Source organism: Lactobacillus taiwanensis DSM 21401 (assembly GCF_001436695.1).
GTDB classification, from domain to species: Bacteria; Bacillota; Bacilli; order Lactobacillales; family Lactobacillaceae; genus Lactobacillus; species Lactobacillus taiwanensis.
On the sequence record NZ_AYZG01000001.1, the window covers coordinates 59,805 to 79,478 of the forward strand.

18 protein-coding genes are annotated in these 19,674 nt (G+C 34.7%); 3 read left to right on the plus strand and 15 right to left on the minus strand.

The window, feature by feature from the left end; all coding sequences use genetic code 11:
* Positions 1–18: 18 nt before the first annotated feature.
* From FD18_RS00325 to pth, 5 genes are all read right to left on the minus strand, one after another.
* Positions 19–372, minus strand: a complete 354-nt coding sequence (locus tag FD18_RS00325; protein ID WP_057718002.1) for a S1 RNA-binding domain-containing protein — start codon at positions 370–372, stop codon at positions 19–21.
* Positions 372–749: an FtsB family cell division protein gene (locus FD18_RS00330; RefSeq protein ID WP_057718003.1), complete on the minus strand. Its 378-nt coding sequence runs from the start codon at positions 747–749 to the stop codon at positions 372–374. The genes FD18_RS00325 and FD18_RS00330 overlap by 1 nt, the downstream gene beginning before the upstream one ends.
* Positions 750–837: 88 nt before the next feature.
* Entirely contained in the window at positions 838–1,080 is a 243-nt protein-coding gene (locus FD18_RS00335) for an RNA-binding S4 domain-containing protein (protein WP_057718004.1), read from the minus strand.
* Between the two features lie 9 nt (positions 1,081–1,089).
* A complete protein-coding gene (gene mfd, locus FD18_RS00340; protein ID WP_057718005.1) occupies positions 1,090–4,587 on the minus strand; it encodes a transcription-repair coupling factor in 3,498 nt (1,165 codons plus the stop codon).
* Between the two features lie 2 nt (positions 4,588–4,589).
* The gene (pth, locus tag FD18_RS00345; protein ID WP_057718006.1) at positions 4,590–5,147 is read right to left on the minus strand and encodes an aminoacyl-tRNA hydrolase; all 558 of its coding nucleotides are present in this window, start codon (positions 5,145–5,147) and stop codon (positions 4,590–4,592) included.
* Between the two features lie 199 nt (positions 5,148–5,346).
* On the opposite strand from pth, the gene FD18_RS00350 reads away from it, so the two are divergent.
* Both FD18_RS00350 and cbpA read left to right on the plus strand, forming a co-directional pair.
* On the plus strand, positions 5,347–6,318 hold the full coding sequence (locus tag FD18_RS00350; RefSeq protein ID WP_004898900.1) for an L-lactate dehydrogenase: 972 nt from the start codon (positions 5,347–5,349) through the stop codon (positions 6,316–6,318).
* Positions 6,319–6,461: 143 nt separating this feature from the next.
* Positions 6,462–7,142, plus strand: a complete 681-nt coding sequence (gene cbpA, locus FD18_RS00355; RefSeq protein ID WP_057718007.1) for a cyclic di-AMP binding protein CbpA — start codon at positions 6,462–6,464, stop codon at positions 7,140–7,142.
* A gap of 54 nt (positions 7,143–7,196) precedes the next feature.
* Here cbpA and alr read toward each other — a convergent pair whose 3' ends face one another.
* The 10 genes from alr to glyA all read right to left on the minus strand — a co-directional run bounded on the left by alr (position 7,197) and on the right by glyA (position 18,008).
* Positions 7,197–8,327, minus strand: a complete 1,131-nt coding sequence (gene alr, locus FD18_RS00360) for an alanine racemase (protein WP_057718008.1) — start codon at positions 8,325–8,327, stop codon at positions 7,197–7,199.
* Entirely contained in the window at positions 8,327–8,686 is a 360-nt protein-coding gene (gene acpS / locus FD18_RS00365) for a holo-ACP synthase (RefSeq protein WP_057718009.1), read from the minus strand. Before acpS ends, alr begins: the two co-directional genes overlap by 1 nt.
* Before the next feature lie 73 nt (positions 8,687–8,759).
* On the minus strand, positions 8,760–10,217 hold the full coding sequence (gene cshA, locus FD18_RS00370; RefSeq protein WP_057718010.1) for a degradosome RNA helicase CshA: 1,458 nt from the start codon (positions 10,215–10,217) through the stop codon (positions 8,760–8,762).
* 15 nt (positions 10,218–10,232) lie between these two features.
* Positions 10,233–11,600, minus strand: a complete 1,368-nt coding sequence (locus FD18_RS00375) for a UDP-N-acetylmuramoyl-tripeptide--D-alanyl-D-alanine ligase (RefSeq protein WP_057718011.1) — start codon at positions 11,598–11,600, stop codon at positions 10,233–10,235.
* A 165-nt stretch (positions 11,601–11,765) separates the two neighbouring features.
* On the minus strand, positions 11,766–12,017 hold the full coding sequence (locus FD18_RS00380) for a type B 50S ribosomal protein L31 (RefSeq protein WP_004895935.1): 252 nt from the start codon (positions 12,015–12,017) through the stop codon (positions 11,766–11,768).
* Between the two features lie 110 nt (positions 12,018–12,127).
* Positions 12,128–13,765 carry an APC family permease gene (locus FD18_RS00385; protein WP_057718012.1) on the minus strand — a complete coding sequence of 546 codons (1,638 nt, stop codon included), beginning with the start codon at positions 13,763–13,765 and terminating at the stop codon, positions 12,128–12,130.
* A gap of 76 nt (positions 13,766–13,841) precedes the next feature.
* Positions 13,842–14,606, minus strand: a complete 765-nt coding sequence (locus FD18_RS00390; protein WP_057718013.1) for an ABC transporter ATP-binding protein — start codon at positions 14,604–14,606, stop codon at positions 13,842–13,844.
* Positions 14,599–15,498, minus strand: coding sequence for an ABC transporter permease (locus FD18_RS00395; protein ID WP_057718014.1), 900 nt, complete (start codon positions 15,496–15,498; stop codon positions 14,599–14,601). The genes FD18_RS00390 and FD18_RS00395 overlap by 8 nt, the downstream gene beginning before the upstream one ends.
* A complete protein-coding gene (trpX, locus tag FD18_RS00400; protein WP_057718015.1) occupies positions 15,495–16,487 on the minus strand; it encodes a tryptophan ABC transporter substrate-binding protein in 993 nt (330 codons plus the stop codon). The genes FD18_RS00395 and trpX overlap by 4 nt, the downstream gene beginning before the upstream one ends.
* Positions 16,488–16,772: 285 nt before the next feature.
* Entirely contained in the window at positions 16,773–18,008 is a 1,236-nt protein-coding gene (glyA, locus tag FD18_RS00405) for a serine hydroxymethyltransferase (protein WP_057718016.1), read from the minus strand.
* 150 nt (positions 18,009–18,158) lie between these two features.
* Between glyA and FD18_RS00410 the strand changes: the two genes are divergently transcribed.
* Positions 18,159–19,574, plus strand: a complete 1,416-nt coding sequence (locus FD18_RS00410; protein WP_057718017.1) for a C69 family dipeptidase — start codon at positions 18,159–18,161, stop codon at positions 19,572–19,574.
* The last annotated feature ends 100 nt before the right edge of the window (positions 19,575–19,674 follow it).

Consider the following 19,674-nt stretch of genomic DNA (forward strand, 5'->3'; position numbering starts at 1 on the left):
ATAAAAAAGTGACCACTATTAGTCACTCAACTCAATTGAATTCTTTAAATCTGCTATTTTCTTATTTGCGTCTTCCACTAAACTTACTAATGGAGCAAAATCTTTACTCTCTTTAAATTCATTAGTTGGATCAATTAAATCTGGATTATTTACCTGGCTTAGTGACAATGAAATTTTTCCTTGGTGATTATTAATAATAACCACCCGTACTTCATCTCCAATATTGTATTTATTTTTGGCACTCTCCCATTTATCACCAAAGTCTTTATAAAAAATCAGACCGTGATGATGGTGGGGAAGTGTAACAAAAAAGCCAAGTTTAGTAATATTGTTAATTTTAGCGTTTAATCTTAATCCAATTGGAAATTTCACTAATAATCCTCCTCTTTTTCAGGAAGAGTATAAATTGATTCACCAGATTTAGAATAATAAAACTTATAACGAATTACTTTAGCCACATAGTCAGGATCTTTTAAGTCAGCAACCTGCGCTTTTAATTTCTTATTAGTTTTGTTAACTTGATTTAACTCCGTCTTATTTGCTTGAATCTGGTTATTAATTCGACCAGTCTGGACATGAACCATAATTAATTGTAGCCCAAAAATTAAAAATGCAATTGCAAAACAAGCAATAATTCGATTTTTCCTTACACGATGAACTTCTTTTTCTTTCCTAGCGGCTTTGCGTCGCAGGCGCGCTAAACGTTCTTCATCGCTTAAGGCATTATAAAGTCGTGGCCCTCTTTGCATACACGTGTCCCTGCCTTTTCGTCATTATTCTAAATCTTAATTATATCACCACTTATTATTAATATAACACCTTACTCTTCCATTGTCATTAATCAATTAGCTCATACAAATCGCTTGCTTCCGCCTTCTTGGTTGTTTCTCTTAAGTCAAGTACTCGCGCTTTGATTTGTTTAGTACCGAATCCGATTTCAATAACATCGCCTAATTTTACATCATAGCTAGACTTTACCACGCGATCATTAACTTTTACTCTTCCTTGATCGGCCATTTCTTTAGCGACAGTACGTCTTTTAACTAATCTGGATACTTTTAAAAATTTATCGATTCTCATTATGTTCTCCTATCTTTGAACAATATCACTAGCTGCTTCTAAAAATGTATGCAACTCCTTAAATAATTGTCTTGTACTCATATTCTTCTCAAGCTCAAGCATTACATTTAGTCTCTTTTCCGGATCCATATTAATCCTTGCTCGAAGTGACACATGTTCTAAAGCCTTAAAAATATTTGGCCCTTCTAATTCTTCGCTTGCTCGATTATTAAAAATAACCTGCAATTTATCATCCGCTTTTTGAGTAATAGATATTACTTGGGCTAAATCGGCATCTGCCTTAACTGTAGATACATTTAACAAATTCTCTACTGGCAGTGGATAATCTCCAAAACGATCAATTAATTCATCCGCAATATTATCTGCTTCTTTTTGATCATTAATGCCTTTAATCTTTTTATAGAACTCAATTTTCTGTTCTTGATCAGAAATATACTCGTCTGGAATATAGGCTTCTAAATTAAATTGAACTTCTGCGTTAGACTTAACAGCAACTTTTTTACCTTTTCGTTTCTTGATTGCATCATCAAGCATCTGAGCATACAAATCATATCCAACACTGTCAATAAAGCCATGTTGCTGTTTCCCAAGCATATTACCGGCTCCTCGAATTGATAAATCTCTCATTGCAATCTTAAAGCCAGAACCCAATTCTGTGAAATCACGGATTGCACTAAGTCTTTTTTCACAAATCTCCGTTAAAACCTTCTTAGGCTGATATAAGAAGTATGCATATGCTAATCGCGCACTTCGTCCAATTCGCCCACGTAGTTGATAAAGCTGACTCAATCCATAGTGGTCAGCATCTTCAACAATCATCGTGTTGACATTCGGCATATCAACCCCAGTTTCAATAATAGTAGTTGTAACTAAGATATCAAACTCGTTCTTTGAAAAGCGATACATAATATCTTCCATCTGATTTTCACTCATTCGACCATGAATGTATTCGATTTTAGCTTCTGGAATTAGTTCCTCTAAACGACTAACTACTTTATCAATATCATCAATTCGATTATGCAGGAAAAATACCTGGCCATTACGTTTCATTTCTCTTAAAACTGCTTCGCGTACTATACTTGGCATCTCTTCCATGACGTAAGTTTGAATTGGATATCTATTAGTTGGCGGGGTTTCCATAACTGAAAGATCTCTTACCCCAACCATTGACATATGAAGAGTACGTGGAATTGGTGTGGCTGTCAAAGTTAAAACATCAATATTAGCTTTTAATTCCTTTAGTCGCTCCTTGTGTTTAACACCAAAGCGCTGTTCCTCATCTACTATTAGCAAACCAAGATCTTTAAATTTCACATCTTTTGATAGTAAGCGGTGCGTACCAACTACCATATCAATTTTTCCATTTTTCACGCCTTCAATTATTTCTTTAACTTCTGCTGGAGTTTGGAAACGTGATAAAAGCGCGCAGTTTACTGGAAAATCTTTAAATCGATCCTGCATATTTTCAAAGTGCTGCTGGGCCAAAATAGTGGTTGGAGCTAAGAAAGCTACCTGCTTTCCATCGCGCATTGCTTTAAAAGCAGCCCGAAGAGCAACCTCTGTTTTACCAAAACCAACATCTCCTACTAATAAACGATCCATTGGTTTTGGTCGTTCCATATCAGCCTTAATTTCTCGAATAGAACGGAGTTGGTCTGGTGTTTCTGGATATGGGAAAGCATCTTCAAATTCTTTTTGTAAATCATCATCAGGTCTAAAGGCAAATCCTTTTTCTGACTCACGTTTTGCGTATAATTCAATTAAATCATCAGCAATATCTTCAACTTTTGATTGAACACGTTTTTTTGTTTTTGCCCATTCTGAACTTCCGAGTTTATTGATATGTGGAACTCTTCCTTCAGAAGCTACATATTTTTGAACTAGGCCTAATTGATCAGCTGGAACAAATAACTGGTCATGATGTTGATAAGTAATAGTAATATAATCGCGCTTTTTACCATCTGACTCTAAAGTTTTTATTCCTTCAAACCGTCCAATACCATGATTAACATGAACAACGTAATCTCCGGGCTTTAGTTCATTATAGTTTCGCAAACGCTGAGCATTTTCCAGAGTTTTAATTCTCTTTCGATGATGTGGTCTTTGATTAAAGAGTTCACGTTCAGTTAAATAAACCAAATCTAAACTAGGAATAGCAAATCCATGTGCAAAATCGCCTACAGTTATCTGTGCCTTACTTTCTATAATTTGATCTGATTTAACAATTGGAATATCTACACCGTAATCAACTAAATTTTGAGCAATCTGTTTCGCACGCGTTTCTGAATCAGCCTGCAAAATAACCGTGCTTTTCTCATTAGCAAAACGTGTTAACTCACTTTTAATCAACGGCATTTGACTAAAAAATTGCTGAACTTCACGTGTAGTAAAGTTAAGAATTTGTTCAAATTTTAAACGACCCATTCCCTTTTGAAAAAGCGAGAATAATACTTGTGCCTGTTTCGCTCTTTGAATTACTCGTTCAAAATTATAACGCAATTTTTGACTGTTCAGCATTGCACCTGATTTTATTTCTTCAGATATAAATGCTTCATTTTGAGCATCAACATCAGCAACATTCTTCTTAATTGTCTGCCAATCATCAAATAAAAGAAGTCCATCTTTATTCAAATAGTCGATTAAATTAAATGATTTAGGAAGTAAGTAGTCAATTAAAAATGCATAGTTTTCGGGAAGACCGTTGGCTTGTAATAAATCAATCGCCTTTACAAAATGATTTTTTACACTTTCTTCATCGGCAATCGATTCTTTCATGTCTAGCTTGATCTTTTCTGCAGCTTCATGAAGGTTATGATCTGAGAATACTCTATCTAATGCTGGCCCGATTGAAATACTTTCTCTTTCTTCTAAACTCCTTTGAGTTGCTGCATCAAATTCTTTTACTGTGTCAACTTCATCACCGAAAAATTCAACACGAACCGGATTCTCTTGATCCAAAGGATAAATATCAAGAATATCTCCTCGACGTGCAAATTCTCCAGGCCGGGCTACAATGCTCTCTCTTCGATATCCAGCATGTATTAGCCAAGTTGTCAATTTATCTAGATCAAATTCAGCTTCTGGCTTAAATACCTGTTTTGTCTTAATGAAGTCTCGTGGATCACTTAACTTGTATTGTAAAGCTTGAGCAGTTACAACAACAATTCCAGCTCTTTTTTCAGTTAAAAACTGTAATGCTTGTAGCCTTTGACTAACTTCATCAGGAGAAGCAGTCGCCGTTTGCGTTGCGATTGTCGCATCAACTGGAAAACTAAACACCATATCATCAGGTAATAAATTTCCTAGTTCATCTAACAACGTTTGTGCTTTTTCTTCACTATCTTCTACTAAAATCATAGGCTGCTGCAATTTCTTTAACATCTGCATTAAAACAGCAGCAAATGCTCCTGAATTTACGCCTGTTAAAAGCGAACGTTTTTCCTTCGGAGCTTGTTCAATAAATGTATTTAATTCTTTATCTTTATTAAGTAATTCTGTAATATTCATTTCTAATTATACTGATTCATTAAATATTGGGCATTCTTCCCCTTAATGAAATCATTAATGACATTTTCACTCACTTCAAAAGCTGCATTCATTAGCTTCTGTTGTTCATCATTAAAAGGACTTAATACCCAAGAAACAACACTTTCTTTTTGAGGATGACGAATTCCAATCTTCAAGCGATTAAAATTATTAGTTCCTAAACAAGCCATAATACTTTTAATTCCATTATGACCTCCTGATTTTCCATTTGCACGAATTCTAATCTTTCCAATTGGCATATCCATATCATCATGAATAACCAAAATATCTTCTGGAGCAATTTTAAAGAAATTGGCTACTTGTGCAATTGACTTTCCTGAATCATTCATAAAAGTCTGTGGTTCAAGAAAAATTACATCTTCACCATTGATCTTTTGCTTTGTCCATAAGCCATCAAACTTATCCTTATCTAAATTCAAATTATTCTTATTTAAATAATGGTCCAATGCCATAAAACCTGTATTATGCTTGGTTTTATCATATTTTTTACCGGGATTACCTAAACCTGCAATTAACTTCATTGATTTTGCCCTCTTTACCTATTTACTTTTCAAATATATATCTTTTCGCTCTTGAGATTATAGCACAGGCTTTACTTACAATTAATTAATTGTTTCTTTAATTTCATTTTGTAGAAATTATATTTTTAAAATTTAATTTCGAATATGCTATAATCTTTATTGTTAAATAAATCACTAATATGGAAGGAAGTATTAGCAAATGTCAGAAGAAAAAATTCATAAGATTATTCTTGTTGGTGACGGTGCTGTAGGTTCTACTTACGCATTCTCATTAGTTCAACAAGGTATTGCACAAGAATTGGGTATCGTTGATATCGTTAAAGAAAGAACTCAAGGTGATGCTATTGACTTAGCAGACGCAACTCCTTGGATCGCACCAAAGACTATTTATTCTGCAGAATACTCTGATGCAAAAGATGCTGACTTAGTTGTTATTTCTGCTGGTGCTCCACAAAAGCCAGGCGAAACTCGTCTTGACCTTGTTAACAAGAACTTAAAGATTTTATCTTCAATCGTTGAACCAATTGTTGAATCAGGTTTCAATGGTATTTTCTTAGTAGCTGCTAACCCAGTTGACATTTTAACTCACGCAACTTGGAGAATGTCAGGATTCCCTAAGGATCGTGTTATCGGTTCAGGTACTTCACTTGATACTGGTCGTCTTCAAAAAGTTATCGGTGAAATGGAACATGTTGATCCACGTTCAGTTAACGCATACATGCTTGGTGAACACGGTGACACTGAATTCCCAGTATGGAGCTACAACAATGTTGGTGGCGTAAAAGTTAGCGACTGGGTAAAGGCTCACCCAGAAGTTGGTGAAAACAAGCTTGAAGCTATCCACAAGGAAGTTGCTGATATGGCTTACGATATCATTAACAAGAAAGGTGCTACTTTCTACGGTATCGGTACTGCTTTAGCATTTATTACTAAGGCCATCTTGAACAACGAACACAGAGTTCTTCCACTTTCAGTACCTATGGATGGTGAATACGGCTTACACGATATTCACATTGGTACTCCAGCAGTTGTTGGTCGTCACGGTTTGGAACAAGTTATTGAAATGCCATTAAACGCTGACGAACAAGCTAAGATGGAAGCTTCTGCAAAGCAATTGAAGGAAGTTATGGACAAAGCCTTCAAAGAAACTGGCGTAAAAGTTCGTCAATAATTCTTCAACATTTTATTGAAAAAGCATTCACTTTGTGTGAGTGCTTTTTCTTTCTCAAAATTAAAGTTGTTTAATCAGCCTTTAATTTTTATATAAAACTATGGTATAATGGCTTGTAAAATTCAGATGTGTGGAGGAAAATCATGCTAATCAAATCTCTTGTTTATAAAAAAGATTACTTAACTACAGTCAATGAAAAAGCCACTCTTGCCGAAGCATTAAAAGTTCTAGAAGATTCTGGCTTTCGTTGTGTTCCTATTTTAGATGATACAGGAACTATTTTCCGTGGTAACATTTATAAAATGCATATCTACCGTCATAAGTCTCAAGGCGGCGATATGAATTTGCCAGTAACTTACTTATTAAAAAATGCTACTAAGACAATCAAAGTAAATTCACCATTTTTCCGTGTATTCTTTAATATTAAAGACCTTCCATACATCGCTGTATTGGATGAAGAAAATCATTTTTACGGAATTTTAACTCACTCTCGTTTGCTCGACATGCTTTCTGATGCGTGGAACATTAAGAATGGATCATATGTTTTAACTATTCTTTCCGACAATGATCGTGGTAATTTAGTTAAAATGACAAAAATTATTTCTAAGTACAGTAACATTGCTGGTTGTCTAACATTAGATGTTAAAACTGGCGAATTAGTTCGCCGTAACTTATTCACGCTTCCTATTGGCGTATCTCGCGAAACCATGACAGCAATTGTAAACCGTCTTGAAAAGAAGGGATTTGTAGTTGCTGAAATTGAAGACCTTCAATCTGGTCTCACAATTCGAAGTGCAGAACAACCTGGGGAATTAAAAGCCTAGATACATTTTTTAATTAAAAAGCTCGTTAACCTAATTGGCTAGCGAGCTTTTGTTTTATTCTTCATAATATGCACGTGGCAAACGATCATTTAACAAACATGCAACTTCATAATGAATCGTATCAACATAATCAGCTGCAGCTTTAATGTTATTTGGATCATTAGGATTATCAGAAATAATAACTACTTTAGTTCCAAGTGGCATTTCTTTTGGCATTTTAACCATGAATTGATCCATACAAATTCGACCAACAATTGGACAGTAAGTATCTCCTACCTTTACTTTAAAGCCTTGGAATTTTCTAATAAATCCATCCGCATAACCAACAGGTACAGTTCCAATAATTGTATCTTCGTCCGCAACAAATGTAGATCCATATCCGACTCCATCACCTTGATGAATAGTTTTAACGTGAGTTAATTCACTTTCAAAAGATAAAGCTGGATCCAAATCAATATTTGACTTCAAATCAGGTGAATCAGGATTCGAAGATGGATTTAAGCCGTAAATACCAATTCCAAAGCGGACTAAATCACTCTTGATTCCATTATGAAAAATACTTGCCGCAGTATTATCCACATGAATCCATTTGGGCTTAACAGTAAGTATGCTCTTCATATGATTAAACTTTTCACATTGATGTTTAAAGTAAGTTTCGTCACTACTATCAGCTGAAGCAAAATGAGCAAACATTCCTTCAACAAAGAAATTATTATTGTCTTTAAAAAATTCATTAGCTGCAATAAAATCTGCATCTTCGTTAAATCCAATGCGGCCCATACCTGAGTCAACGCCTATATGGATTTTCAATCGTAAATTTGCATCTTTTAAATATTTTTCAGCCTCTTTAAGCCACTCCAAGTTTGGAACAGTTAATGATACATCATTTACTGCAGCAATTGGAACATATTCTGGAGAAACAACACCCAAAACCAAAATAGTTTTAGTAATATCAGCTCGTCTTAACTCTAAAGCTTCATCTAGAATTGCAACACAAAATCCCGCTACACCTACTTCATCTGCAACCTTAGCTACTTTTACAGCTCCATGACCATAGCCATTGGCTTTTACTACTGCAAGCATCTTTTGATTGGGTTCTAGATGCTCCATTTCATTTTCAAGATTTCTCTTAATTGCGCCCAAATTTACCTTTACTACGGCTGGACGATGAATTCCTGGAACCATTAATTTAATTCCTCCAAAACTACAAATGTTATAACCTCATGATCATCATGTGTGATACTAGGAAAAATATTTCCAGAAAACTTAGTTGACGTCATTACTGGATGACCTAAATCATCCCATAAAGTTTCAATATCTTGAAAACCAACATATTTACCTAAGCCAGTTCCCATTGCTTTAGAAAAAGATTCCTTCAAAGAAAAACGTCCGCCAAGATATTCAACCTTTCGTTTTCCATTTAATTGTTGATATTGTGCAAATTCTTTAGGAGTTAATACTCTTTTGGCGAATTTGTCACCTTTTTCAACTATCTTCTTCATGCGCTCAACTTCAACTGAGTCAATGCCTACGCCTCTAATCATTATTTTTACCTCACACATTGATACATTATATTACAAAAAAGAGCTGTAGCAACTACAGCTCTTTTTAACAAAATCAGTCTTTCTTCTTTATAACGAAGTCATGTTTTCTACCACCACGACGAGCATTTGGCTTACGATGATATCTTTCATTTCTATCTCCGCCACGCTTAAAATTACGTTTAAAGTGATGATTATTATTACCATGTTTTGATTTAAATGGTAATGGTTTTTCAGGTGTAATCTTCACTTTTACGCTTTCAGCATCTTTAGATAGATCCTTTAATAAAGCTGCAACCAAATCTACCGCGGAGTAATCATCAAGAAGCTGGGCTGCTCCTTCAGTATATTTAGAAAGATCACTATCTAATAATTCTGCTACCTTTTTATTCGCTGCACTTAATTGTCCCTTAAAGGCCTCTTCATCAGTTGGTGGTTTAAGTGGCATCATCTTTTTGTGCGTTAATTGTTCAATTGTACGCATGTAGCCAATTTCATTTGGTGTAACAAAAGTTACTGACATACCATTTTGACCAGCACGTCCAGTTCTACCAATCCGGTGAACATAAGAGTCTGGATCTTGAGGAATGTCATAGTTATAAACATGACTAACGCCAGAAATATCCAAACCACGAGCAGCTACATCAGTTGCCACTAATATATCCAATTTACCCTTACGAAATCTTTTCAAAACGCTCATTCTCTTAGCTTGAGAAAGATCGCCATGAATTCCAGCTGCATTGTATCCACGCGCCTGTAATCCACGCGTTAATTCATCAACACGTCTCTTAGTTCTGCCAAAAATAACGGCAAGATCAGGATTTTGAACATCAATTAATCGACATAAAATATCAAATTTTTCGTTTTCTTTTGCTCTTACAAAATATTGATCAATTAAGTTAGCCGTTAATTCTTTTCCTTTAATTTTTACAATTTCAGGATCATTCATAAACTTTTCGCCAATTCGTAAAATTGGTTTTGGCATAGTTGCTGAAAATAACAACGTTTGATGTCTGCTAGAAGCATAATTTAAAATACTCTCAATATCTTGGATAAAGCCCATATCAAGCATTTCATCTGCTTCATCTAAAACAATTGTCTTTACCTTAGAGATGTCAATTGTTCCTCGTTTTAAGTGATCAAGTAAACGTCCCGGCGTTCCCACTAAAATTGCAGGTGTTTGTTTTAAAGCACGAATTTGACGACGAATATCTGCACCGCCATAAACTACTTGAACACGTGCCTTTTCATCACGACCTAGACGAAAAAGTTCTTCTTGCGTTTGAATAGCCAATTCACGAGTAGGTTCAATAATAATTGCTTGAATTGAATCATGTTGCTTATCCAACTTTTGCAAAATTGGTAAACCAAAAGCTGCAGTTTTACCAGTACCAGTTTGTGCTTGACCAATTACATCTTTTCCCTCTAAAACTAAAGGAATGGTCTTTTCTTGGATTGGCGTAGCTTCTTCAAAACCTGAGCGTTTAATTGCTTTCAAAATCTCAGGCTTTAAGTTCATTTCAGAAAATTTCAAATATCTAATTCCTTCCTACATTAGGCGGTCTAAAACCTTTTCTAAATGCATTCCATGTGATCCCTTTAACATAACAATATCATTAGGTTTGATATCATTCTTTAAGTCATCAACCATACGATTCATTTCTTCTTGTGAATAGTAATGTAAATTAGCTACTTCATACTTATCTACAAGTGCATCGTATAAATGCTTCATCTCAGGACCATATAAATATAATTCGTTAATAATTGCTGGATCTAGTGCGTCAGCAAGTGAAGCATGAAGTTCTGAGGATTCATCTCCAAGCTCTAACATATCGCCCAACACTGCGATTCTGCGGCCACCATTTTCAACCATTACTTGTCCAAATGATGTCGTAACAGCCTTAACAGCAGTTGGATTTGAGTTGTAGACATCATCCATAATTGCTTCGCCTACATCACCTTTTTTCCACTGCATTCTATTTGCCGTTGGAGTAAAGTTAGCCAATGCTTGAGCAATTTGCTCATCGTTTTCACCAAAATGACGGCCAACACTAATAGCTGCAAGAGCGTTTGAAACATTATGCTTGCCAATCATTGGAATCTTAAATTGTTGCTTTGAATCATTTACTTCAAACGTAGCATGATGCATATAAGATCTAAATGTAGTCGCAAAAATAGTATCTTCTTCTCTAAAGCCAAAAGTACTCTTATCTTGCTTAATCTTAGCTGCACGTTCTTGTAATAAAGGTTCATCCCCATTGTAGATAAACTTACCGTCTTCTTTTAAGAAATCAGTAATTTCCATCTTTGCATCTGCAATCTTATCTCTAGTGCCAAAGAATTCAATATGGGCTTCACCAATCATAGTGATCACACAAACATCAGGTCTTACTAATTCACTTAAGTGATGTAATTGGCCAGGACGATCCATTCCCATTTCAAGTACTAAAATTTCAGTAGATGGTTTCATCTCTAAAATTGTTACGGGAACACCAATTTCATTATTAAAATTAGCTTGTGTCTTATGCACGTTAAATCTCTTAGATAAAACGGCCGCAATCATATCCTTAGTTGTGGTCTTACCATTTGATCCGGTAATTCCAACCACAGTTGGATTAACTTTGCCTAAATAATATTTAGCTAAAGCTTGAAGTGCAGTTAATGGATCATCAACTTCAACAACCGGCACATCTGTAGGCATACCTTCATGTCCTTTTTTCCATAAAGTTGCTTCTGCACCATTTGCCATTGCATTAGATACAAAATCATGTCCATCTCTTGCACCTGCTAACGGTACAAACAAAGAATTGGGAGTCGCTTTTCTTGAGTCAAAAACAACGGATGTAATGACTTTATCTTCTCCCATATTAACTGAACTATTTAATGCTTTAGCGATCTCAGCAAGTTGCATTTTCATAATAAATAAATTACTCCTACCTAAAATTGCATGTATCCCTATTATACTGACTTCTATCTCTAAGAAAAAGGTCACATGCATATCAATAAGAATTATACCACGTTAAGCATAAAAAAAGAGCAGTCCAAAGTGGGCTGCTCTTTTCGGTAAAAATACCAAGAATTCTTAGTTCTTTGAAGACATACCGTACTTCTTGTTGAATTTTTCGATACGACCATCTGCTTGAGCAAACTTTTGCTTGCCAGTGTAGAATGGGTGAGAATCTGAAGAAATTTCAACACGAACTAATGGATAAGTCTTACCTTCGAATTCAACTGTTTCTTCTGGCTTTAAAGTAGAGCCAGCTACGAACTTAGCACCAGTTGCTGAGTCCATGAAAACAACTTCTTGGTAATCTGGATGAATCCCTTTTCTCATTGTTTAATACTCCTTTGCCATGACCAATATTTCAGATCATAGATTATTTCACGACTAGTTAAGAATAGCACCTTTCTAACGAGAATTCAAGCTAATTTATAGTTTACCCTTTATTCTTCGCTTTCTTTAAGCCTAATCTTTTCATTAACTTTGATTGCAGCCGGATCAATTTTCTCTAAACTAGTATCAATAGCTAGTTTATAGAAAATTAACGATACAGCCGCAATTACTAAAAAGTCCCAAGGATAGGTAATCCAGTTTTGTCCTCCAAAACCATCACTACCACAATAAGACATAATTGAAATGAATATCAAATAACCTAATAACCAAGCTGCATGTTTAAATTGAGCTTTAAAATTCTTCTTTTGGTATTTGACTTCATAATAAAAGTAAATTGGGATTCCTAAAACAATTACTAAAATAACTTGAATAGTTGTTGGCCACATTGCCCAATAAATCGCTAAGCTCGTTAAAACAAAAGTCAAAGGAGCAAACCATTTCATATATGAAGGTTTATACGGTCGATCCAAATCTGGGGCAATCTTTCTTAAAGTAATTGTAGTTACCGGACCAGTTAAATAAGCAATTAAAGTTGCACATGTAATAACTGTAGCTAATAAATTCCAGTTTCTAAAAACACTAACTAAAATGATTGCCAAAACTAAATCAGTAACCATTGCAAAACGAGGTACTAAATAGCGTCTGTTGAGTCTGCTAAGCCAAGCTGGTAAGTGCTTTGTATGCGTCATCGCTGCTAAAGCTCTAGAAGCTGTTGCTACAAAGGCTACACCTGTTCCAAAGGGAGAAACAAATGCATCCATATAAAGTAAGATTACTAACCAATTAATCCCTAATAAAATTGCAATGTCTGCAAACGGAGATGCAAAATTAATTCCATGCCATGAATCTTTAGCAATCATTGCAGGATCTAATGCTCCAATAAAAGCTACCTGAAGCAAAATATAAATTGCTGCCGTTATAAACATTGATATTAAAACGCCACGAATAATATTTTTACGCGGATTTTCTAGTTCTCCTCCAATATTAATAACCGTTTGAAAAGCATCATACGACATAATAATACCGGCACCAGATGCTGCTTCAAAAATTGCACGACTACCATATGGCATAAATGTTTGCACATCATGACCAAAATTAGCAGGATGAAAACTAGATGCAAACAGCATGATAATTGTTAACGTAGGCAATAATACCTTAAAGATAGAGATCAAATTAGTGAAATGCGTCATGATCTTAATTGACCAAAAATTAATCAAAGTAAAGATAATCATAAACGCAAATACTATTAATAATCCAGGTGTAGTAATATTTCCATCTTGCATAAAATGATGAGTCCAGTTAGCCCATTTCCATGGCCACGAACTCATATATTGAACTGCAGCTACAGCTTCCATTGGTACCAAAGTTACTAATGAAATCCAATTAGCCCAAGCCGCAATAAAGCCCAGCATTGGTCCATGACTGTATTGAGCATACTTACTCATTCCACCGCTTTCAGGAAACATTGTTCCTAATTCAACATAGGTTAAAGCAATTGCGATAATAATAATTGCACCAATTATCCAAGACAAAACCGCTGCGGGTCCAGCAATTCTAGCTGCTGAACCAGAGCCAAAAAGCCACCCTGATCCAATTAATGAATTAAGGGCTAACATGATTGCTGAAAATAAACTTATTTTATGTCCCTTATTATTCAAATTTTTTCTTACTCCCCCTTTATTAGACATTTAAAATATACCTAAACACAGTTAGAAATCATTTTAACCAAAAAAACTAGAACCGACAAGCAGCGCTAGTTTTCTATTAATCATCAAAATAAGCATAAAGATCACTTACTTTTAATTTCTTTTTTTCTGGCTCATTAATATCAACCTTAACTCTCCCATCCTTTAAAACTAAAAGACGATTTCCATATTTTAAAGCATCTTCCATATGGTGCGTAATCATTAAGGCAGTCAGTTTATTTTCCTTAATCTGCTTATCAGTTACAGCTAATAAATTTTCACTAGTATGTGGATCTAGAGCTGCCGTATGTTCATCTAAGAGTAAAATATCAGGCCTTTCAATAGTTGCCATCAGAAAGCTCAATGCTTGTCTTTGTCCTCCAGATAAGCCTTCGACAAAGCTATTCAACCGATTTTCTAAACCGTTATTCATCACCCTAGCCATTTCTTTAAAATGAGGAATGTTTTCTTTCAATTTTCTAATCTTTAAAAATCTTTTTTTCCCTCTATTGGTGGCTAATAGTAAATTTTCAGCCACTGTCATTCTTGGAGCAGTTCCCATTTTAGGATCTTGAAAAACTCGTCCAATAAACTGAGTTCTTTTTTCTTCACTCATCTTAGTAATATCTTGACCATCATGAAGAATCTGACCGCTATCTGGTTTTAAACTACCTGCAATTGTGTTAAATAATGTAGATTTTCCCGCACCATTAGTTCCAATAATTGTAATAAAATCACCAGATTTAATTTTTAAATTAATCCCTTTTAAAATAGGAATAATTTCGCCATCCGCTGTTTTAACAGTAGTTTTTACATCTTTTAATTCTAGAGTTGATTTAGTCATGCTTGTTTACACCTCTCTTTATCGGCTTTTTTAAATGCGTAACTTTTTCAAGTTGTGGCAGCATCATGCAAAGTGCCAAGACAATTGAAGAAATTAAATTCAAATCATTAGCAGAAAATCCTAACTGTAATACTGCTAATAAAATCAAACGATAAATAATACTGCCTAAAGTTACAGCTACTAATCGCTGATTTAAAGTTAATTCACCAAATGCTACTTCACCGATGATAATTGAAGCTAGAGCAATAACAATAGTTCCAATTCCCATATTAATATCAGCATAACCATTATTTTGCGCAATTAATGCTCCACATAAGGCAACTATTCCGTTTGAAAGCATTAAACCAATAATTACCATAAAATCTGTATGGATACCTAATGATTTCGCCATCTTAGGGTTATCACCTGTTGCAATAAACGCTTGACCAAAATCTGTATTTAAAAAGAAAATCAATATCCCAGTAATTACAACTACGATTCCAATTCCTAGAAAAACACTATTAAAATATTGAGGTAAATTTTCTAAAAATTCATTGTTGAGTAATGTCTTCTTACCAATCAGTGAAATATTAGAACCGCCCATAATTCTTAAATTAATAGAATAAATTGCCGTCATTGTTAAAATACCAGCAAGTAGAATTGGAATTTTTCCTTTTGTATACAAAAGCCCCGTCACTAATCCAGCTATCATTCCTGCAACAAACGCTAATAATGTTGCTAAATAAGGCGACATACCATGTGAAATATTAGCAACAGCAACAGCCGCTCCTAGGGGAAAAGTACCTTCTACTGTCATATCAGCAAAATTTAAAATTCTAAAGGTTAAATACAGTCCTAATCCTAAAAGTGCCCATAGTAATCCTTGGCCAATTGCAGATACAATTAAATTCATTTATATACAACTCCTTTTCTCTGACAATCTTTAAGAAATCTTGCAGGAATTTGCAAATTTAATTTTCTAGCTTCTTTTAAATTAACAATTGGTTCTCCCGTTTTCACTCTCTCAACTGGTAAAGAACTAACTTTTTTACCCTTTAAAATTTCAATAGTCATCTTTCCAGTCATTTTTCCTAACTCATATTGATTAACACTATAAGTTGCAAGACCACCTTGTTTTACCATAGTTGCTGCAGCAGGGAAAATTGGCTTTTTAACAACATTTCCATTTTTAACAAGAGTTTCCATTGCTCCGGCAATAGTATTGTCAGTTGGAACAATTACAGCGTCTACTTGACTAAACATTTGCTCCGAAACTTGATTAAGATCATTGCTATTAGCAATTGAAAAAGACTTTAAATTTATTTCTCTCTTTTTACATTCACGCTCAATCTCATGAAAGCCGCTAACTGCAGAAGAATCACTAGAAGTATAAATTACTCCTAAAGTCTTTAAATTAGGTAAAAATTCCCTAATTAAATCCAATTGTTGCCTAATTGGAGCAGCATCTGATACACCAGTAATATTTTTTTCGGGATGTCTTTCATTTTTTACTAGCCCACTAGTTTTTGGACTTGTTACAGCACCTAAAACTATTGGAATCTTATTGGTTGTATTCGCCAATGCTTGGGCAGCTGGAGTAGTAATTCCAACTAATACTCTTGACTCCTCATCAGTTAGCTTTGTTGCCATCGTACGTAAATTACTCTGATCATTATTTGCATTTTGATAGTCAATTTTGATATTTTTTCCATTTACGTAGCCCTCTTCTTTCAGCTCATCTCGAAAGCCGCGATATATCTCATCAAGAGCCGGGTGACGCATAAGAGTTAAGACACCAACTCGGGGAATTTTATTATTTTCTTCTTTTTGTTTATTTTCTCCAAAAAAAGCTATGGTTAGAAAAGCTACTAAAATTACAATTAATCCATACATTCTTTTCATAATTTTTCTCCAAAAAAACAGGAATCTATTTTCACATGCAGATTCCTGTTACTTTTTTATCACAAAAAGAAAAAGGTCTGCATGTTACTCCATGCAGACCACAATAAATACACAGCCAGCACAGATACAATCTGAATCTTTCAGGTTGCATCTTGCTTAACAACCTGATTTACTGGCCTTGCCAACGATTAATTTTCATAAACTTAGCTTGTGTATTCATAATTAACTACTCCTTAAAAAATTTAATTATATTGTAATTGGCTTATATTTTTCTGTCAATAGCTTTTATTTGATAGGATATTTCTGAACTAAATCCTTAATTCTTTCTTTTGCCTGAGCCAATACTTCTGTATCTTCAGGATTATCCAAAACTTCAATAATTATTTTAGCCACTTCTTTAGCATCAGATTCCTTAAAGCCTCGGCTAGTTATTGCTGGTGTTCCAATTCTTAATCCACTAGCAATAAATGGGCTTCGCTTATCACCAGGAATAGACTCTTTGTTAGTTGTAATATTTACTGAGTCCAGTAAATTTTGGGCATCTTTTCCCGTTATACCAGTATTGGTAATATCAATAATCATCAAGTGGTTATCAGTTCCACCTGAAATCACGCGAATCTTTTTGCTATTTTTAAATTCTTCAGCCATGGCTTTCGAATTTTTAATTACTTGATTAATGTATTGGGTAAATTCCGGCTGCAAATCTTCATAAAAAGCCTGAGCTTTAGCAGCAATAACATGTTCCAAGGGACCACCTTGTGTACCTGGAAAAAGAGCAGAATCAATTTTTTTACTTAATTCTTTATTATTAGATAAAATCATCCCTCCACGTGGACCACGCAAAGTCTTATGGGTAGTGGTAGTTACAACATCAGCAACTGGAAGTGGACTTGGATGAGCACCCACTGCAACTAAACCTGCAATATGGGCCATATCAACCATTAAATAAGCACCAACTTCATCAGCAATATCGCGAAATTTTTGCCAGTCAATAATTCTGCTATATGCGGAAGCACCAGCAATAATTAATTTAGGCTTATTTTCTAAAGCAATCTGATGAATTTTATCAAAATCTAACTCTTCAGTTTCTGGATTTAGGTCATAACTAACAGAATTAAAAATTTTTCCTGAAAAATTAACTTTTGAGCCATGGGTAAGGTGGCCCCCTGCATCCATTCCCATCCCCAAAATTGTATCTCCTGGTTTTAATAGAGCATTGTAAACAGTCATATTAGCTTGTGACCCAGAGTGTGGTTGAACATTCACATATTCTGCATTAAATAATTTTTTAGCATAGTCAATCGCCAATTGTTCTACTTGATCAATATATTGACAGCCACCGTAATATCTTTTACCGGGATATCCTTCTGCATATTTATTAGTTAAAACTGAACCTTGTGCTTCTCTGACAGCATCGGAAACAATATTTTCTGATGCAATTAACTCTATGGTATCTTCTTGCCTTTTTTCTTCATTCTTAATTGCATCCCAAAGTGCTGGTGCTTTCTCTCCATAATTCATCGATTAATTCCTCCCATGCTTTCAGAAACTTTATGCTTTACCAAAATTATACCTTATATTTGTTGTAAATTTAGCTTCAAGGTTTGCTTTATATTAGAAAGATCTTTTAAAATATAAATAAATACGTTAATAGAAAAGGAGCTTTTTTTAATGAAACAAACCGAATGTACTACTATCTTAGTCGGAAAAGATGCAACTATTGATGGTTCAACAATGATCGCTCGTAGTGAAGATGGTGGTCGTACTATTATTCCTGAAAGATTCGACGTGGTAATGCCAAAAGATCAACCAAAGCACTACGAAAGCGTAATTAGCCATCAAAAGATTGACGACGAAGATCTTCTTCCTAATCCACTTCGCTACACCAGCGCTCCTGATGCATCTGGAGAAAATGGAATCTGGGCAGCTGCTGGCATCAATTCAGATAATATTGCTATGACTGCAACTGAAACAATTACTACTAACTCACGTATTCAAGGAATCGATCCCTTGCTTAAAGAAGGCGGCTTAGGTGAAGAAGATTTTGTTACCTTGACCCTTCCTTACATTCACTCTGCATATGAAGGTGTTGAACGTGTAGGTTATCTACTTGAAAAGTATGGTACTTACGAAATGAACGGTATGGCCTTTTCTGATAAGAATGAAATTTGGTATCTTGAAACTATTGGTGGACACCACTGGGCTGCTAGACGTATTCCAGATAATGCTTATGTTATTGCACCTAACCGTTTAAACATTGATGAATTTTATTTTGATGACGATGATTTTGCTTCATCAAAAGATCTTAAAGATTTAATTGAAGAATATCACTTAAATCCAGATCTCGAAGGCTACAATTTACGTCATATTTTTGGCTCATCAACAATCAAAGATGCTCACTACAATAATCCTCGAGCTTGGTACATTCACAATTACTTTGACCCTGATTTTGGCGGCGAACCAAGTGACCAAGATCAACCATTTATTTGCCATGCAAACCGTAAAATCAGTATTGAAGATATTAAGTGGGCTGAAAGTTCTCACTACCAAGACACTCCTTTTGACGCATACGGTGATCAAGGTAGTGCTGAACAAAAGAAAACTTTCCGTCCGATTGGTATTAACAGAAACTTTGAAACTCATATTTTACAAATTAGAAATGATGTTCCAGAAAAAATTGCTGGTGTTCAATGGTTAGCATTCGGACCAAATACTTTTAATAGCATGGTTCCTTTCTACACTAATATCACTACTAGTCCAGCAAGTTTCCAAACTGGTCCTAAGTTTGATTTAAACAAGATCTTTTGGTTAAACAAATTAACTGCCCAATTAGGTGACACTAATTTCCGCGTTTACGGTGAATTAGAAGCTGACTTTGAACAAAAGAGTCTTGCACAGTGCCATAAGATTCAACACGAAACTGATAAAGAAGTCGAGAAATATTCTGGTGATGAACTTCAAGATAAGCTTAATGAAGCAAATCAAAAGATGGCTGATACAGTCTACAATAATACTGTCGAATTACTAGGTAACATGGTTAACGAAGGTCACGGATTAATGACTTTGAAATACGATTTACTTGATTAATTTGTAAAAATTCATGATATAAAAAGAACGTTGAGTGTAAAATTTAACGTTCTTTTTTATGGTCTAGGATATTATCTCCACTCCATTTTTATTATCAAAA

What these genes read in the sequence shown, in the direction of transcription:
- FD18_RS00330 (WP_057718003.1), bottom strand. Translation starts at nt 749, where the DNA reads ATGCAAAGAGGGCCACGACTTTATAATGCCTTAAGCGATGAAGAACGT.
- FD18_RS00335 (WP_057718004.1), bottom strand. Translation starts at nt 1,080, where the DNA reads ATGAGAATCGATAAATTTTTAAAAGTATCCAGATTAGTTAAAAGACGT.
- mfd (WP_057718005.1), bottom strand. Translation starts at nt 4,587, where the DNA reads ATGAATATTACAGAATTACTTAATAAAGATAAAGAATTAAATACATTT.
- pth (WP_057718006.1), bottom strand. Translation starts at nt 5,147, where the DNA reads ATGAAGTTAATTGCAGGTTTAGGTAATCCCGGTAAAAAATATGATAAA.
- FD18_RS00350 (WP_004898900.1), top strand. Translation starts at nt 5,347, where the DNA reads ATGTCAGAAGAAAAAATTCATAAGATTATTCTTGTTGGTGACGGTGCT.
- cbpA (WP_057718007.1), top strand. Translation starts at nt 6,462, where the DNA reads ATGCTAATCAAATCTCTTGTTTATAAAAAAGATTACTTAACTACAGTC.
- alr (WP_057718008.1), bottom strand. Translation starts at nt 8,327, where the DNA reads ATGGTTCCAGGAATTCATCGTCCAGCCGTAGTAAAGGTAAATTTGGGC.
- acpS (WP_057718009.1), bottom strand. Translation starts at nt 8,686, where the DNA reads ATGATTAGAGGCGTAGGCATTGACTCAGTTGAAGTTGAGCGCATGAAG.
- FD18_RS00375 (WP_057718011.1), bottom strand. Translation starts at nt 11,600, where the DNA reads ATGAAAATGCAACTTGCTGAGATCGCTAAAGCATTAAATAGTTCAGTT.
- FD18_RS00380 (WP_004895935.1), bottom strand. Translation starts at nt 12,017, where the DNA reads ATGAGAAAAGGGATTCATCCAGATTACCAAGAAGTTGTTTTCATGGAC.
- FD18_RS00385 (WP_057718012.1), bottom strand. Translation starts at nt 13,765, where the DNA reads ATGTCTAATAAAGGGGGAGTAAGAAAAAATTTGAATAATAAGGGACAT.
- FD18_RS00390 (WP_057718013.1), bottom strand. Translation starts at nt 14,606, where the DNA reads ATGACTAAATCAACTCTAGAATTAAAAGATGTAAAAACTACTGTTAAA.
- FD18_RS00395 (WP_057718014.1), bottom strand. Translation starts at nt 15,498, where the DNA reads ATGAATTTAATTGTATCTGCAATTGGCCAAGGATTACTATGGGCACTT.
- trpX (WP_057718015.1), bottom strand. Translation starts at nt 16,487, where the DNA reads ATGAAAAGAATGTATGGATTAATTGTAATTTTAGTAGCTTTTCTAACC.
- glyA (WP_057718016.1), bottom strand. Translation starts at nt 18,008, where the DNA reads ATGAATTATGGAGAGAAAGCACCAGCACTTTGGGATGCAATTAAGAAT.
- FD18_RS00410 (WP_057718017.1), top strand. Translation starts at nt 18,159, where the DNA reads ATGAAACAAACCGAATGTACTACTATCTTAGTCGGAAAAGATGCAACT.